This window comes from Pseudomonas sp. LBUM1658 (genome assembly GCF_059716055.1).
The window spans coordinates 3,281,813-3,298,299 of sequence record NZ_CP166798.1 but is presented as its reverse complement, the minus strand read 5'-3'; the positions used below and the strand labels follow the sequence as shown (position 1 = coordinate 3,298,299).

Genomic DNA, 16,487 nt, shown 5'->3' with positions numbered 1-16,487 from the left:
ATAGACCGCAGGCGCAGGTTTACGACTGCTGCGCAGCCGAGCGGGGCGATGCGGCGTTCCGACAAGCCCCCTCGCCACAGGTTCTGCGCTCAATTCCGATCGACTGAATCCACCCGCTTCATCTGCCCGCGCTCATAGCTCGGGTACAAATGGCTGACGCTGCGGATCAGCTCATAGCGGCTCAGGCTGATGGCGGCGAAACGATCGGGGATCGGACTGCGGATCATCTCGCCCATTTCGCTGCCGCTGCTGGCGCCGTCGCGCATCAACTGGTCGAGCCAGCCAAGGTAGTCGCGCATCTGGGCAAAGGGCGCGCGGTCGGTTGCGACCGGCCCGTGGCCGGGCACTATGAGTGTCCACGGCAAGGCTTCGAGCTGATCGATATCAGTCTGCCAAACCTCCAGCCCCGGGGAATTCGGGGTAGTCAGAGCTCGCTCATAAAACACCAGGTCGCCAGCAAACAGCACTCCGGTTTTCTCGTCCAGGATCGCCAGGTCGGCGCCGGTATGTCCGCGCAATCCCAGCAGGCGCAACGAATGACCGCCGATATTCAGGGTGCCGGGGATCAGCTCCCGGGTCGGCAAAACCACTTCAGTGCCACGCATCCAGTCGCCCACCAGTCGATACATGTTCTCGGCCATGGCATCGCCTTGCTGTCCCAGCAATTTGCGGGTGCCGGCCAGGGCGCCGATAGACACGTCAGCGAACGCCTGGTTGCCCAGCACATGATCGGGATGATGGTGAGTCAACAGGACCTGAATCACCGGCTTGTCGGTGGTCGCGGCAATGGCTTTGCGCAGTGCCTCGCCGTAGCGTTTCGACGGCCCGCTGTCGATCACCACCACCCCGTTATCGGTGACGATGAACCCGGCATTGACGATATTCCCGCCATTGGTCTTGGCGAAATTATCGGTACTGCCTTCCAGCAGCCAGGTGTTCTCGGCGATCTGCCGGGGTTTGAGTTGATAGTCGAAGTCTGCCAGGGCCGGCAGGCTAAAGGTCAGACACAACAGCAGCATCCAGCGCATGGCGCTCTCCTGAGGTTAGGGAATCGCCGCATCGAATTGATTGCCGCTGTTATCGCGCAGTTGCAAGCGAGTCTGCCCTGCCCCCTCGACGTCGAACGCCAGGTTCGGGTTTTCGCTGACTGCCGGGAACAGTTCAAGACTGGCCAGCAGCTGGCCGCTGTCGTCACGCAACTCGGCATGATTGAGAAAGAACTCGGGAATCCCGCTGACCATGCCGTTATCCATCGGATGCGCCACCTGCATCCGCAAACGGCTGAACCCGCCACGGGGATAGCGCCCGCCGAGGACTTCGCCGATATGTTCTTCCCAGCCCGGCTGGGTGCGTACCACGCTGGGCGCGGTGCAGCCGCCGCCAGCGGCGTCGATCAGGGTCGAGCCGACATGCCAGAGCCCGTCGCGGGTCAGCACGGCCGCCCGCAACGGCGTGGCCTGTTCGATGCGGATGCGAATCGACAGCCAGGGCAGCACCCGCTCCCCGGGCCGAAAGTCGACGATCTGCGGCAGCGGGTTGAGCTCGGCCCAGGCCAGAATCCTCACCACCTCGCCCTTGAACGCCCGGGCGTCGATTTCCAGTGGCACCTGTCGGGCGTCTTCGGCGAACGGCGGCGCCAGCAACTTGACCCGCTCATCGAACACGAACGGCGCATCGCCGAGGATCTGCTTGTGGTAGAAGGCCCACATCACCGAGGGCACCGGGTCCTTGCCCGGGTCGACCTCGACGGCCTGGGCTACCAATGGCAACCAGCAGGCCAACAGACAACTCGCTCGCCAGTTCATCAGCCGCTCCTATTGATACATCTCCGGTACTTCATAGCGCAGGCCGTACTCGGCGTAGATGGCCTTGAGCGTGCCGTCGCGGATCAAGCCTTCGAGTGCTTCTTCCACGGCGTAGGCCAGCTGACGGTTGCTTTCATGCACCGCCATGCCGATCTCCCAGAGTTGTTTGCCCATGTTCGGGTAGGCGTTTTCCGCCAGAGCCAGTTGCGAGTCCCCGGCTTCGTGCACCTGCCAGTCGATCTCGCCGCGCATGGCCATTACCGCATCCACCTCGCCGGCTTTCATCGCGGCAAAGGCTTTGGACACGGTGGGGTAATGGTGGGTCTTGGCACTGAGCATGCCGTTGAACACCGAGGTCAGGTAGAACGACGGCACGCTGTCCACTTCGACGCCGATCGGGTGGTGTTCAAATACTGCGACGCTGCCCACCTTGTCGAGCCGGCGACGGTCATAAGCGACTTGCCAGGACTCGTTCTGATAAGGGCCGAACATCACCACGTGGCCGTTTTCCAGCTCACCGAGTTCATTGCGCTTTTGTGCGTAGTCGCGGTCATACGGCGCGCGCATCATCAAGTCGGCCAATTGCTGGTTGCGCAGCTGGTTGCCGCGCCAGATGTAATCGCGCAGGTCGTCGTCGAGTTTCTCGCCCGCTGGCGCCCAGATCAGGTCCAGGCGCACGCCGAGGGCCTTGGCCAAAGCCTTGGCCAGGTCCACATCAACGCCCCGCGCCTGGCCGCCATCCTCAAAGCTGTAGGGCGCGAAATCCTTGTACACCGCGACCTTCAACTCGCCGGCGGCGATCATTTCATCATAGGTACGGACCTGCGCGTGCAGCGTCTGACAGCACAGCAACAGCGCAGTTAACAGCACAGCGAACCGACCCATGGATTACTCCTCGATGTGCACGCTGTCCAGGTAGGTGCGCACCGCCCACAAAGCTTCCTGGCTCAAGTAGTCGGCCATTTTCGGCATGTAGACGCGACCGTCGCGCACCGCGCCATGGCGCACTCGCTCGACGAACCATTCATCTCCGAGCTCACCGGCATCGAGCATGCGCAGATCCGGGGCGATCCCGCCGGACTTGGCTTCCAGGCCATGGCAGGCCGCACAGTTCTGGTTAAAGGCAGAAGAGCCGATTTCGACGGCCTTGTCTTTTTCCGGGGTAGTGCGATAGGGGTTTACCGCAGCCCAGCCATCACCATCGACCGGTACTCCGGCATCCTTGATCGAAGTCAGGCCCTTGGTTTCCACAGCTTGTGGCACCACGTTGCCGTGGGCCAGTACTGAACCGGTAGTGATAAGGCCAGCCAGCAGACCGGCGACGAGTATGGCGTTGCGTTTTGTTGTCATTGTTATGCCCTCAGGATTGCACGCTCAACCTCTCTGCAGAGGCTCTGCTCTCATCTTAAGAACACTGAACTGTAAGCCGAATGCTGCTTTGGTGTCCGCCCTCTACTCCCTTGGTAGTAGGGCTTGTGGCGGTGGTCTAATTCAGGTGCCAACCGGGAACTAGTCCCGGCAAGGGCGGGACTAGTTCCGTATCACCGCACGCCGTTGGGTTCCATCGTAGGCAGGCCAAAACCTCCACTGGGAACTGCAACCATGACAATAAGATCGTTACCCGCCCTCTCCCCGCTGGCTCTTGCCGTGCAAGCCTTCTTGCTGGTGAGCTGCCTGTCATTGACGGCCGGAGTAAACGCCGCCGAGACTGCCGCGACGACTCCCACTAAAAACGTCACCTGGGAAGACATCGCCAACGACCACCTGACCACCAAGGACGTGCTGCAATACGGCATGGGCAACAACGCCCAGCGCTGGAGCCCGCTGGCCCAGGTCAACGACAAGAACGTGTTCAAGCTGACCCCGGCCTGGTCGTATTCCTTCGGCGATGAAAAGCAGCGCGGCCAGGAATCCCAGGCCATCATCAACGACGGGGTGATCTACGTCACCGGCTCCTATTCGCGGGTATTCGCCCTCGACGCCAAGACCGGCAAACGCCTGTGGACCTACAACCATCGCCTGCCGGACAACATTCGTCCGTGCTGCGACGTGGTCAACCGCGGCGCGGCGATTTTCGGCGACAAGATTTATTTCGGCACCCTCGACGCGAGCCTGATCGCCCTCGACAAGAACACCGGCAAGGTAGTCTGGAAGAAGAAATTCGGTGACCACGCCGCCGGCTACACCATGACCGGCGCGCCGACCCTGAGCCACGGTGGCGGCGCGCCTTGGCAGAGCGCCAGTTTCGATCCCGAGACCAATACCATCATCGTCGGCGCCGGCAACCCCGGCCCGTGGAATACCTGGGCGCGGACCTCCAAAGACGGTAACCCCCACGACTATGACAGCCTCTACACCTCCGGCCAGGTCGGCGTCGATCCGAGCACTGGCGAGGTGAAGTGGTTCTATCAGCACACCCCGAACGACGCCTGGGACTTCTCCGGCAACAACGAACTGGTGCTGTTCGACTACAAGGACAAGGACGGCAAGGTGGTCAAGGCCACCGGCCACGCCGACCGCAACGGTTTCTTCTATGTGGTCGACCGCAATAACGGCAAACTGCAGAACGCCTTCCCCTTTGTCGACAACATCACCTGGGCCAGCCATATCGACCTGAAAACCGGGAAGCCGGTGGAAAACCCTGGTCAGCGTCCGGCCAAGCCGTTACCGGGTGAAGCCAAGGGCAAATCGGTGGAGGTCTCTCCGCCGTTCCTCGGCGGCAAGAACTGGAGCCCGATGGCGTACAGCCAGGACACCGGCCTGTTCTACATTCCGGCCAACAACTGGAAAGAGGAATACTGGACCGAAGAGGTCAATTACAAGAAGGGTTCGGCCTATCTGGGCATGGGTTTCCGCATCAAACGCATGTACGAGGATCACGTCGGCTCGTTGCGCGCACTGGACCCGACGACCGGCAAAGTGGTCTGGGAACACAACGAAAAACTGCCATTGTGGGCCGGGGTACTGGCAACCAAGGGCAACCTGGTATTCACCGGTACCGGCGACGGTTTCTTCAAGGCCTTCGACGCGAAAACCGGCAAGGAATTGTGGAAGTTCCAGACCGGCAGCGGCATCGTCTCGCCGCCGATCACCTGGGAACAGGATGGCGAGCAGTACATCGGCGTGACCGTGGGTTACGGCGGCGCAGTACCGCTGTGGGGCGGCGACATGGCCGAACTGACCAAGCCGGTTGCGCAAGGCGGTTCGTTCTGGGTGTTCAAGATCCCAAGCTGGGATAACCAGACCGCGCAGAAGTAAGGCTTTTGCCAACAAGCCTGCCCCGCAGATGACCTGACCCGGCCATTTGTGGGAGCGAGCTTACTGTGGCGAGGGGGCTTGCCCCCGCTCGGCTGCGAAGCAGTCGTAAAGCGGTAAACGCGTTTCTGATTGAAGAAACGCATCTGGCCGCTTCGGGCCTGCTGCGCAGGCCAACGGGGGCAAGCCCCCTCGCCACAATGGATATGTGGATCAGTGAAATCTCTGCACTTACTCCCCCGAGAATCCCGCCATGAAATATCTGCCATTATTACTCCTGCTCACCCTCCCCCCCGCCTTCGCCGCCGATAACGACGAAGGCACCCCGCTGACCATCAACGGCTGCGTCATCGCCGAATCCAGCCAATGCCCCGGCGCCAACCTGCGCGGTGCCGACCTGAGCAACCAGGACCTGCGCAAGATGAACCTCAGCGGCGCCGATCTGCGCGACGCCAACCTGCGTCACGCGCGGCTTGATCTGGCCAACCTGGAAAAAGCCCAATTACAGAACGCCAACCTGACCCGCGCCAGCCTGCAGCAGAGCAACCTGCGCTTGGCCGATTTCAGCGGCGCGAAGCTGGTGGCTATCCAGGGCTGGGGCCTGTTCGCCCAAGGCGCGCAGTTCCAGGACGCGAACCTCAGTGCCGCTTACCTGCAATTCGCCCGCCTCTCCGGCGCCAGGCTGCACAACGCCAACCTGCAAGCCGCCGATCTGGAAATGACCTGGCTGAGCAAAGCCGACCTCAAAGGCGCCAACCTCAGCGACGCCAACCTGCAAGAAGCCAAGTTCGGCGAAAGCAACCTGGGACAGGCCAACCTCAGCGACTCGCGCCAGCACTATGCGAATTTCGAGGACAGTAATATGGAGGGGTGCAAGGGGTGTCCGACGACCTGGGATAAATAGTCCGAGGGGATACCCACAATCCCCGCCAAGATCAAAAGATCGCAGCCTTCGGCAGCTCCTACGCCGACCCGGTACACCCATGGATTATCAGGCGTACACAAAACCCGTAGGAGCTGCCGCAGGCTGCGATCTTTTCGACCCGCCACCCATTTCCCCTGATCAAACCGCCACCCGCACCACCCCCATATCAATCCCCAGATGCACCAGTTCGGCATGGGAGGTGACCTGCAGTTTGCTCTTGAGCAGCGTCAGGTGGTTGGACACGGTCTTGGCGCTGATGCACAGCTGTTCGGCGATTTGCCGGGTCGGGGTGCCTTTGGCGAGCATGACGAAGATTTCCAGCTCGCGCTGGGTCATGCTTTGCAGGCGCGGGTCGCTGGCATCCCGTTGCTGCGGGTTGCACGCCAGCTGGGTGGCCAGGGGTTGTTCGATGTAGGCGTGGCCGGCGAGGATGCGCCGCACGGCTTCGATCAACACTTCGGGGTCGGAGTTTTTTGTCAGATACCCCGAGGCGCCGGCGTCCAGGGCCTGGCGCACCAGCGGCAGTTCATCGTGCATGCTGAAGAACAGCACCCGCAGCTGCGGTAAACGCTGACGCAGGCGCCGCGTAGTCTCCGCAGCCCTGGCCGTCTCGCCAGGGGCCAGCCAACTCACCCGAACATGCCGCAAGCTGGCCGTGAGTCTCGGTTGCAGGCTCGCCGGATCACGCTCGGCGGTTTCGCTGAGGTACTCGACCACCGCTTCGGCGGCCTGCAGTTCGCGTTCGACATCGGTCGTCGCCTGCCGCACCAGCAGCGTCAGGCAGCCGAAGGTGACCACGGCAAAAAATACCGTGACCCACAGGTTGATCCGCCAGAGTGCCGACATGCCTAACGCCCCGGCGCAGCGGGCGTGACCAGTCCTGGCAAGGTCACCGGGGTCTGCAGCTTGTCCAGGCCGATCAGGCTCAGAATCAGCAGCAAGGGCAGCAGCAAGGCTTTGAGAATGCGCATGGCCGGTGATTTCCAGGGTGATGGCCGTTACAGCCATCCTAAGACCCTGCCCAGTGCTATGAGCTACTACCTTGGTACTGGCCGACTGGTACTTTCTGCATATTTCCCTGCACCCCATGACTTCCTATGCTGACGCTACCTGTAGTGGAGTGCCTTATGCGCCAGCTTGTCAGTTACGCTTTGTTCTACCTGTTGGCGATTGCCAGCGCCGCGTTGCTGGCAACCCACAGCCAGGCGGCCGACGGCGGCTTGCAGATCCCCATTGGTTACCTGGGCTATCGTCCCGATCCCGGCCCGCTGCTGTCGAACGTCATTCCCGAGCCGGTCGACGGCGGGCTGCGCGGAGCGCAACTGGCGATCAGCGACAGCAACAGCACCGGGCGTTTTCTCAACCAGAGCTACAGCCTGGTCAGCGCCAGTGTCGACAGCCCCGAAGCCTTGCTCGATGCAGCCAAGGCCCAGCATGCCCAGGGCCTGCGGCTGTTCGTGGTGAACGCCCCGGCCGACAGTCTGCGCCAGCTCAGCGCCGCCCTGCCCGACAGCCTGCTGTTCAATGCCGGCAGCGCCGATGACCGCCTGCGCAGCACCGATTGCCTGGCGAATGTGCTGCACAGTCTGCCGAGCCGGGCGATGCTCGCCGATGCCCTGGCGCAGTTTCTGGTGGTGCGCAAATGGCAGCGAGTATTGCTGATCGTCGGCCCGACCCCGGACGATCAGGCCTATGCCGCAGCCCTGCGGCGGGCGGCGAAACGTTTCGGCTTGCAGATCGTCGCCGAGAAACCCTGGTCTTTCGACAATGACCAGCGTCGCAGCGCCCAGGCCGACATGCCGTTGTTCACTCAGACGGCCGAATATGACGTGGTGCTGGTGGCCGACGAGCGCGGTGACTTTGGCGAATACGTGCCCTACCAGACCTGGTACCCACGCCCGGTGGCCGGCACCCAGGGCCTGACCCCGACCGGCTGGCACAAGACTGTGGAAACCTATGGCGCTGCGCAATTGCAGAAGCGCTTCGAAGCCATGGCCGGACGCTGGATGAACGACCGTGATTTCGCCGCCTGGATCGCCGTGCGCAGCATCGCCAGCGCCGTGAGCAAATTGCGCCAGAGCGATGCCACGGCGATTCGCCAACTGGCCCTCGGCGATCAGCTGCCACTGGATGGTTTCAAGGGTCGCAAGCTCAGTTACCGCTCGTGGAATGGCCAACTGCGCCAACCGATTCCGATCGTGCAACCACGGGCGCTGGTCAGCACTTCGCCGCAAGAAGGTTTCCTGCACCCGTTCAATGAAATGGACAGCCTCGGCTACGACAAGCCTGAGGTGACCTGCCGCTTTCCCTGATTCCCCTGATTCCCCTGATTCCCACAATGACAAAAAAAAAGGAACTTGCCATGCGCCGCACCCTGCTTGCATCCGCCTTACTGCTTGCCACCGCGCCTGTGCTGGCGAGCACCGCCTGGGTCTCCAATGAAAAGGACAACAGCCTGAGCCTGATCGACCTGCAGACCCTGCAAGTCACCGAGACCCTGGCGGTCGGCCAGCGCCCCCGCGGCCTGCTGCTGTCCCATGACAATACGCTGCTGTACATCTGCGCCAGCGACTCGGACCGGGTCCAGGTGATGGACATCGCCACCCGTAAAATCATCAAGGAACTGCCCTCCGGAAAAGACCCCGAACAGTTCGCCCTGCACCCCAATAACCGCTGGCTGTACGTGTCCAACGAAGACGATGCGCTGGTCACGGTGATCGATACCGAAACTTCCAAGGTGCTGGCCCAGATCGGCGTCGGTGTCGAACCGGAAGGCATGGCGGTCAGCCCCGACGGCAAGTGGGCGGTGAACACCAGCGAAACCACCAACATGCTGCACTGGATCGACACCAGCACCCAGACCCTGGCCGATAGCACCCTGGTCGATCAGCGGCCGCGTTTCGTCGAGTTCAATCAGGACGGCAAGCAGCTTTGGGCCTCGGCCGAGATCGGCGGCACCGTCACCATTCTCGACGTCGCCAGCCGGCAGGTGCTCAAGACCCTGAAATTCCAGATCAAGGGCGTGCACCCGGACAAGGTCCAACCGGTCGGGGTCAAACTCAGCGCCGATGGCAAATACGCCTTCGTCGCCCTCGGCCCGGCGAACCATATCGCGGTGATCGACGCCAAGACCTTCGAGATTCTCGACTACCTGCTGGTGGGTCGTCGGGTCTGGCAGTTGGCGTTCACCCCGGATCAGAGTCAGTTGCTGGCCACCAATGGCGTCAGCGGCGATGTATCGGTGATCGACGTGAACAGCCTCAAGGTCATCAAGTCGGTCAAGGTTGGACGTTATCCATGGGGCGTGGTGGTGACCCCATGAACGCCCTGGAAGTCTCCGACCTGAGCTTTGCCTACGGCGCCCGCGAAGCGCTGCGCCAGGTGACATTCAGCCTGGTGCCTGGACGTTTCGCCGCGTTGCTGGGGCCAAACGGTGCCGGCAAGTCAACCTTGATCGCCCTGCTGACTCGCCTTTACGACCTGCAGCACGGTGACATTCGGGTGGGTGGTCATTCGCTGCGCAGCGCCCCGCGTCTGGCCTTGCGTCAATTGGGCGTGGTGTTTCAACAGAGCACCCTGGACCTGGACCTGAGCGTCGAGCAGAACCTGCGCTACCACGCCGCCTTGCACGGCATGCCCAGGCAGCTGGCGAATGCCCGGGTCGAAGCCGAACTGGCGCGCCAGGCATTGACCGAACGCCGCCGTGAGCGGGTCCGCGAACTCAATGGCGGCCACCGCCGGCGCGTGGAAATTGCCCGGGCGCTGCTGCATGAACCGCGGCTGTTGCTGCTCGATGAGGCCAGCGTCGGCCTCGACCCGGCCAGTCGCCTGGCGCTTAACCAGCACATCCGCAACCTGTGCCGGGATCAGGGCATCAGCGTGCTCTGGACCACCCACCTGCTGGACGAGGTGCAGCCCAGCGATGACCTGCTGATTCTGCATCAAGGACGGCTGGTGGCCAGTGGTCAGGCGGATGCCCTGAGCCTCGAACACGGCACTGACCTGAGTTCGGCGTTCCAGCGCCTCACCACTCCAGGAGTAGCGGCTCGATGAACGCTTACTGGCAGTGTTTCAGCGGTATCGTCCTGCGCGAATGGCTGCGGTTTATCCTGCAGCGCACACGCTTTCTCAGCGCGCTGGTGCGGCCATTGTTGTGGCTGCTGGTGTTCGCCGCGGGTTTCCGGGCGGCGCTGGGCATCGCGATCATCGAGCCTTACGACACCTACATTCCCTACGAGGTCTACATCATCCCCGGGCTGGCGTGCATGATCCTGCTGTTCAATGGCATGCAGGGCTCGCTGTCGATGGTCTATGACCGGGAAATGGGCAGCATGCGGGTGCTGTTGACCAGCCCCCTGCCCCGGGCCTTTCTATTGGGCAGCAAACTGCTGGCCACCTCCTTGATCTCGCTGCTGCAGGTCTATGCCTTTCTGGCCATCGCCTGGGTCTATGGGGTGCAGCCGCCAGTCTTGGGTTTGCTGGTGGCCCTGCCGGCCTTGCTGCTGGTGGCGCTGATGCTCAGTGCCCTGGGGTTGTTGCTGTCGAATGCCATCCGCCAACTGGAAAACTTTGCCGGGGTGATGAATTTCGTGATCTTCCCGCTGTTTTTCCTGTCTTCGGCGCTGTATCCACTGTGGAAAATGCGTGAGTCGAGCGAATGGCTGTATTGGCTCTGCGCCCTCAGCCCCTTCACCCATGCCGTGGAACTGGTGCGCTTTGCCCTGTACGAGCGCCTCAACCTGCTGGCCCTGGGCGTGTGTCTGGGCTTGACGCTGCTGTTTTCCCTGCTGGCGGTGCTGACCTTCAATCCGCAGCATGCGGCGCTGCGGCGGGCTGGGTAACAGCCGATATCAGCGATGTACCCATATCCTGTAGGAGCGAGCTTGCTCGCGATGGTCGTTAACGATAACGCTTGTTTTCTGAATAAACGCGTCGTCCTTGAGTCCATCGCGAGCAAGCTCGCTCCTACAGGGGGTTTGAGTCGTCAGGCCCTGCGCGCACACAAAAATTACGACTTTAGTACTGGTTTTCCTGTCTATTGTCGCATTCACAAAGCATCAACACTGGCATGTAATAGGTCTATAAGAAAAAGGACCACATCCTATGCTGCGTGCCCCGCGTAATTTACTCCACCGCTCCCTGGCAGCCTTGTCGCTGAGTCTGTTGCTGGGCGTCGCACAGGCACAAACCACGCTATTTTCCCCTGCGGGTTACCGCACCAGTCTCTATCGCAGCCCGACGCCGGATCATCTCGACGGCGGCCAAATCATCGACACCACTGACCTGCAAGCCTTGCTGGCACAAACTCCGAGACCGGTACTGATCGACGTGTATCGTCGCCAATGGCTGCAGGGGCGTTTCATTGAAGACCAACCCCACGCCAACCTGCCCGGCAGCCTCTGGCTGGCCAACACCGGTGACGGTGAACTGAGCGCGCAATGGCAGGACTATTTCGCCCGCAACTTGCAAAAAGCCGCGGCCGGGCGCAGGGATCAACCGGTGGTGTTCTACTGCCGCGCCGATTGCTGGCTAAGCTGGAACGCGGTAAAACGCGCCACTGAAATGGGTTATAAAGATGTGTATTGGTACCGCGATGGCCTGGATGCCTGGGAGGCGGCAAACCTGCCAGTGGAAGCGGCCCGACCCGAACCCTTCCCCTGACTCACACGGCACCGTGCTCCCGCCATACCATAATTAAAATAACGAGGTGAAAGGCCATGTACAAAATTCTGATTGCCGACGATCACCCCCTGTTTCGCGAAGCCATCCATAACGTCATCAGCGATGGCTTTCCTGGCAGTGAAGTCATGGAAACCGCCGACCTGGACAGCGCCCTGGCGCTGACCCAGGAGCATGACGATCTGGACCTGATCCTGCTCGATCTGAACATGCCCGGCATGCACGGTCTCAACGGCTTGATCAACCTGCGCAACGAGGCTCCGACCATTCCGGTGGTGATCGTCTCCGCCGAGCAGGACAAGCAGGTGGTGCTGCAAGCCATCACCTATGGCGCGGTGGGATTCATCACCAAGTCGTCGCCCCGTGCGCAGATGACCGACGCCATCCAGCAGATCCTCAACGGCAACGTCTACCTGCCCTCGGACATCATCCGCACCCAGAAACCCGGTACCCGGCGCAGCATGAATGACATGCCGAACTTCGCCCCCGAACTGCTCCAGGCCTTGACCCGCAAGCAGCTGCTGGTGCTGGAGCGGATGACCAAGGGCGAGTCGAACAAACAGATCGCCTACACCCTGGAAATCGCCGAGACCACAGTCAAGGCCCATGTCTCGGCAATCCTGCGCAAACTCAACGTGCACAACCGGGTGCAGGCTATCCTCAGTGCCGGGGATATTGATTTTGCGGCGTATTTGCGGCGGTGAGGTGATATAACCCCAAGAGTCGGCGTCAAGCCACAAAGATCGCAGCCTGCGGTCTTTTGGCGGTTCTGGAGATTGCCCGCAAGCAAGATCAAAAGATCGCAGCCTGCGGCAGCTCCTACAGGGGGATTGGTGTTCATCCGGCAACCCATGGATGTACACGGTCGGCGTAGGAGCTGGCGAAGCCTGCGATCTTTTGATCTTCCCGGGAGTGGTGTTTACCCCAACAAATGACTCATCGCCATCTTCAGCTTCATCGGCCTGACCGGTTTGTGCATCAGGGTATGACCCAGTTCGCGCATTTGCAGTTTCAGCTCGTTGCTGTAGTTGGCGGTGATCATCAGCGCCGGCAAGGGTGAGGCGCGCCGGGCGTTGATCAGGGCTACGGCGTCGACACCGTTTTTGCCATGGTCCAGGTGGTAGTCGGCGATCAGCAGGTCAGCCTCGGCATGGTAGTTGTCCACCTGGCACGCCAGGTCTTCCTCCGACAACGCCGTCACCACCTGGCAACCCCAGCTTTCCAGCAGCGTGCGCATCCCGGCGCAAATCGCTGCGTCATTATCCAGTACCCAGATCCGTGCCCCGTGCAAGCGCTCCAGCATCGGCTCACTCATGGGCAACTGCGCCACCGCCTTCGGCGCGCTGTTGGTCAGTGGCACCTCGACGGCAAACATCGACCCCTTGCCCGGCCAGGAACGCACGGTAATCCGATGTCCGAGGATGCCGGCGATTTTTTCGACGATCGCCAGGCCCAATCCCAAGCCCCGGTCCTGGTTCGGCCGTTGCACGTCACCGCGTTTGAACTCCTGGAAAATCTCCTCCAGTTTGTTCTCCGCGATGCCCATGCCACTGTCCCAGACCTCGATGGACAAGCGCTGACGATGCCGCCGACAGCCCAGCACCACGCGGCCGCTGGTGGTGTAGCGAATGGCGTTACTCAACAGGTTGCGCAAGACACGGGCGAGCAACTGGATATCACTGCGCACCAATGCCGAACAGCCCACGAAGTGAAATTGCAGGCCTTCGCTGCACGCCACCTGGGAATATTCGGTCGCCAGGTTTTCCAGCAATTCGCTGAGGGCGAACGGCGCGATATCGGCCTTGATCACTCCGGCATCGAGCTTGGAAATATCCACCAGAGTGCCCAGCAGGCTCTCCACGTCTTCCAGGGAATTGCTGACGTTGCGCACCAGAATAGCGTTGGCCACCGGTTCGCGGCGTTCGAGCAGCGCACTGGTGAACAGCCGCGCCGCGTTGAGCGGCTGCAGCAGGTCATGACTGACCGCGGCCAGAAATTTGGTTTTCGACAGGTTGGCCTGCTCCGCTTCCAGCTTGGCCTCCCGCAGACGCGATTCGACACGGCTGCGCTCTTCGATCTCGCGCAGCAGCTGATCGTTGAGACTGGTCAACTCGGCGGTCCGCTCGCGAACCCGCAACTCCAGGTTCTGATAAGCCTGATGCAGGGCCTCGGCGGTGCGTCGACGCTCGGTGACGTCGCGGATCAGCACAAAGATCCCCACCACCTCGCCCGTGGCCAGGCGGTTCGGCACATAGGAGCGCAGCATGTAGCGCTCCTGATTGTTGATATTGGTTTCGGGACACTCGAAGGTCACGCTTTCTCCGGCCAGGGCCCGTGCCACGTAGGTCTCCAGGCGCTGGTAATGTTCTTCGCTGTGCACCTCGCGCAGGCTCTGGCCGAGCATCACGCCGCGCGGCCAGCAGTACCACTCCTCATACACCTTGTTGGTGAACTCGTAGACCAGGTCGGCGTTGAGGTAGGCGATCAGTGCCGGCACGTGGTCGGTGATCAGGCGAATCCAGCGCTCGCTCTCGCTGAGGGCTTCGACATGCTGATAACGCTCGGTGATATCGGTGAAGGTGTTGACGAAACCACCGGTCGGCAAGGGATGGGTGCGGATTTCCAGGACCCGCCCGTCATAGAGCCGCTGCTCGCACTCATGGACCACCCGCCCGTTGGTGTCGCGGCTGGCTGGGGTCAGCAAGTTCAGCTCGCTATCGCCGATCACCTCGGCGAACTGCCGATGGGCCGCCACCGGGGCCAGGCCGCTCAACTCGAGGAATCGACGGTTCCACAGTTCCAGGACGCCGTCGGCGTTGACCATCGCCACGCCCTGGGACAGGTTGTCGACCGCTCGCTGCAACAGGTGCGACTTCTGCGCCACCGCCTGCTCGCGACGCGCGGTTTCGCTGAGTTTGACTTCGGTGATGTCGGTGAAAAGGATTACTCGCCCACCTTCCTGGGTCGGCCGCTCGCTGATTTGCAACCAGCGGCCATTCTGCTGCCGGTAGAGCAAATGCTCATCGGCATGGCTGCGCGGTTCTTCGCTGAACAGGCCAGTGCCGGTCATCAGCCGTTTGACCTCCGCCAGACGCATGCCGGCGATGATCCGCACCTGGCTGGTGGCCCAGAGTGCCTTGAAACGGCTGTTGAACAGCACGATGCGTTGATCCTCATCGAACAGCACAAAGGCATCGGAAATGCTTTCGATTGCATCGATCAGGTGGCGGTGAGCGGTTTCCGCCCGCAGCCGGGCTTCGCTGAGCAAATGATTGCCGGCCTTGAGTTCGGCCATGGCCTGATTCAGCGCGTCGGTGCGCTCGCGAACCTGTTCGGCGAGCACCACAGAATGCTGGAACGCCGAATACGGATCGTTGCCACGGGTGCCCCCGGACTCGATCCGTTCGATCAGCGCGGCATTGATCCGTTGCAGCTTGCGGTTCTCATGCTGCAGGCCGGCAATTTGCGCCTGTAGTTCAGCGGGCGACGGGGGGCCGGTTTCGGGCAATGGCAACGCCGGTGAAAGTCTGGTTGATATGCATACCATTGAACTGTTCTCCGTAGGTGTTGAAGCCCATCACCCGCTGCTCGCGCAGGAAGGCGCCAATTTGGTCCAGGCTGCCGTCGTCTTCGAGCTCCAGCCGCCTGAGAAAACAGTCACAACCAATGGTCAGCAGCAGTGTTCCGAGCCGCGCTTCAAGTCCTTCGAACAGCGTCTGCAGATTCGGCAACAACGGTCCAGGGGTCATGGCGGTCAGGACGATGCCGTTCTCCACGGCGCAATAGAAACTCAGGCTCAGGTCCGGGTGAACCTGCTGGATAGCCCTGACGTAGTACTGCTCGTTGATCCGTACTGCCAGCGGATGGGCGGCGAACACTCGATGATCGAGCTCGGCAACCGGCACGCCGATATGCCGGGCGTACTCCTCGGCGGCAGGTTCGGCGTTGAGCTCATAGACCCGCCGCGACGGACTGTCGGCGTGGGTGACCACCAGCTTCTCTTCACGGGGCAGGATGTGATGGGTGGTAAACACCTCGAAGTCCAGACAGGTATTGACCAGCACCACCACTGCCGCGCCACTGTGGAACTCGCCACCGAAATAAACGTGGGTGTGGGTCAGTTTGTTGTCATCGCCGGCCGAGCCGCCGAAATGCGGAATATCGCCGAGGGCCGCACTCAGCGCCGCAAGGACCATTTCCTCACGGCTGGACAGGCCGTCGAGCAGGGTCAGGGCGAAACTGTTGCCCTTGATCGGCGCCAGGGTGTTGCTGCGACAGTCGCCCACCAGGCGCTCGACCATTTGCTGGGCGTCGATCAGGCTGAAGTGTTCCATCTGATCGATCAGCTCGATGGCGATGGAGAAATGCCGGTGATCGAAACCGACCGCAGTGATGCAACCGCGGCCATAGCCATTGGGAGTGATTTCACCGGCGCTGGTACAACCCACCAGGCGAATCCCGCCAAAACTCTGCTGCAAGGCCGGACCCAACGCCTTCAGGTCGTATTCGGCGGAACAGAAAAACAGCACGAAGCCCAGGTGCGGATGCAACAGCTGCCGAGCCAGATCCTGGGCGGCCTCCTGGGCATCGGTGGCCTGGGACATTGCACTGACGACGCCATCGGTCTGGCCCTGTTGCATATTCGCCTCCCGCAGGTGCGTAGTCTGAGGCATGAGTGTACGAAGCCCGGGGCGTCAACCCTATGCTACTTGGGTAGCGGGTAGGTGGTTCGATGGGATGAAGTGGGGATGGCGGCTGATGGAAATGTGTCGGTGTGACGACTAATTTGTGGCGAGGGGGCTTGCCCCCGCTCGGCTGCGCAG

At 61.6% G+C, this 16,487-nt stretch carries 15 protein-coding genes and 2 pseudogenes; 8 read left to right on the top strand and 9 right to left on the bottom strand.

Features of this window, described 5'->3' with window-relative positions:
* Positions 1–89 precede the first annotated feature (89 nt).
* From ACA064_RS15145 to pedF, 4 genes are read right to left on the bottom strand one after another with little or no spacing between them, the layout of a single operon-like run.
* Positions 90–1,028: a quinoprotein relay system zinc metallohydrolase 1 gene (locus ACA064_RS15145; RefSeq protein ID WP_497674071.1), complete on the bottom strand. Its 939-nt coding sequence runs from the start codon at positions 1,026–1,028 to the stop codon at positions 90–92.
* A gap of 15 nt (positions 1,029–1,043) precedes the next feature.
* On the bottom strand, positions 1,044–1,805 hold the full coding sequence (locus ACA064_RS15140) for a quinoprotein dehydrogenase-associated SoxYZ-like carrier (protein ID WP_497674070.1): 762 nt from the start codon (positions 1,803–1,805) through the stop codon (positions 1,044–1,046).
* Between the two features lie 9 nt (positions 1,806–1,814).
* Positions 1,815–2,690, bottom strand: coding sequence for a substrate-binding periplasmic protein (locus ACA064_RS15135; protein ID WP_497674069.1), 876 nt, complete (start codon positions 2,688–2,690; stop codon positions 1,815–1,817).
* A 3-nt stretch (positions 2,691–2,693) separates the two neighbouring features.
* Positions 2,694–3,155: a cytochrome c-550 PedF gene (gene pedF / locus ACA064_RS15130; protein ID WP_497674068.1), complete on the bottom strand. Its 462-nt coding sequence runs from the start codon at positions 3,153–3,155 to the stop codon at positions 2,694–2,696.
* A 252-nt stretch (positions 3,156–3,407) separates the two neighbouring features.
* Between pedF and ACA064_RS15125 the strand changes: the two genes are divergently transcribed.
* Both ACA064_RS15125 and ACA064_RS15120 read left to right on the top strand, forming a co-directional pair.
* Positions 3,408–5,063: a methanol/ethanol family PQQ-dependent dehydrogenase gene (locus ACA064_RS15125; RefSeq protein WP_497674067.1), complete on the top strand. Its 1,656-nt coding sequence runs from the start codon at positions 3,408–3,410 to the stop codon at positions 5,061–5,063.
* Between the two features lie 250 nt (positions 5,064–5,313).
* Positions 5,314–5,964 carry a pentapeptide repeat-containing protein gene (locus ACA064_RS15120; protein ID WP_497674066.1) on the top strand — a complete coding sequence of 217 codons (651 nt, stop codon included), beginning with the start codon at positions 5,314–5,316 and terminating at the stop codon, positions 5,962–5,964.
* A 159-nt stretch (positions 5,965–6,123) separates the two neighbouring features.
* Here the strand turns inward: ACA064_RS15120 and ACA064_RS15115 are convergent.
* From ACA064_RS15115 to ACA064_RS15105, 3 genes and pseudogenes are all read right to left on the bottom strand, one after another.
* Positions 6,124–6,579 (bottom strand): annotated as a pseudogene (locus ACA064_RS15115) (LuxR C-terminal-related transcriptional regulator); the annotation flags it as partial.
* Positions 6,580–6,831 (bottom strand): annotated as a pseudogene (locus tag ACA064_RS15110) (sensor histidine kinase); the annotation flags it as partial.
* Between the two features lie 2 nt (positions 6,832–6,833).
* Positions 6,834–6,956 (bottom strand): hypothetical protein, encoded by a 123-nt coding sequence (locus tag ACA064_RS15105; protein ID WP_497674065.1) that lies wholly within the window; start codon positions 6,954–6,956, stop codon positions 6,834–6,836.
* Positions 6,957–7,112: 156 nt separating this feature from the next.
* Between ACA064_RS15105 and ACA064_RS15100 the strand changes: the two genes are divergently transcribed.
* The 6 genes from ACA064_RS15100 to ACA064_RS15075 all read left to right on the top strand — a co-directional run bounded on the left by ACA064_RS15100 (position 7,113) and on the right by ACA064_RS15075 (position 12,368).
* Positions 7,113–8,297, top strand: coding sequence for an ABC transporter substrate-binding protein (locus ACA064_RS15100; RefSeq protein WP_497674064.1), 1,185 nt, complete (start codon positions 7,113–7,115; stop codon positions 8,295–8,297).
* Between the two features lie 50 nt (positions 8,298–8,347).
* Positions 8,348–9,307, top strand: a complete 960-nt coding sequence (locus tag ACA064_RS15095) for a YVTN family beta-propeller repeat protein (RefSeq protein WP_497674063.1) — start codon at positions 8,348–8,350, stop codon at positions 9,305–9,307.
* A complete protein-coding gene (locus ACA064_RS15090; RefSeq protein ID WP_497674062.1) occupies positions 9,304–10,038 on the top strand; it encodes an ABC transporter ATP-binding protein in 735 nt (244 codons plus the stop codon). Before ACA064_RS15095 ends, ACA064_RS15090 begins: the two co-directional genes overlap by 4 nt.
* Positions 10,035–10,826, top strand: a complete 792-nt coding sequence (locus tag ACA064_RS15085) for an ABC transporter permease (protein WP_497674061.1) — start codon at positions 10,035–10,037, stop codon at positions 10,824–10,826. The genes ACA064_RS15090 and ACA064_RS15085 overlap by 4 nt, the downstream gene beginning before the upstream one ends.
* Before the next feature lie 262 nt (positions 10,827–11,088).
* A complete protein-coding gene (locus ACA064_RS15080) occupies positions 11,089–11,646 on the top strand; it encodes a PQQ-dependent catabolism-associated CXXCW motif protein (RefSeq protein ID WP_497674060.1) in 558 nt (185 codons plus the stop codon).
* Between the two features lie 56 nt (positions 11,647–11,702).
* Positions 11,703–12,368, top strand: coding sequence for a response regulator transcription factor (locus tag ACA064_RS15075; protein WP_150802679.1), 666 nt, complete (start codon positions 11,703–11,705; stop codon positions 12,366–12,368).
* A 215-nt stretch (positions 12,369–12,583) separates the two neighbouring features.
* On the opposite strand, the gene nahK is transcribed toward ACA064_RS15075, so the two are convergent.
* Both nahK and nosP read right to left on the bottom strand, forming a co-directional pair.
* A complete protein-coding gene (gene nahK / locus ACA064_RS15070; protein ID WP_497674059.1) occupies positions 12,584–15,211 on the bottom strand; it encodes a hybrid sensor histidine kinase/response regulator NahK/ErcS' in 2,628 nt (875 codons plus the stop codon).
* Positions 15,141–16,304, bottom strand: coding sequence for a nitric oxide-sensing protein NosP (gene nosP / locus ACA064_RS15065; protein WP_497674058.1), 1,164 nt, complete (start codon positions 16,302–16,304; stop codon positions 15,141–15,143). Before nosP ends, nahK begins: the two co-directional genes overlap by 71 nt.
* Between the last annotated feature and the right edge of the window lie 183 nt (positions 16,305–16,487).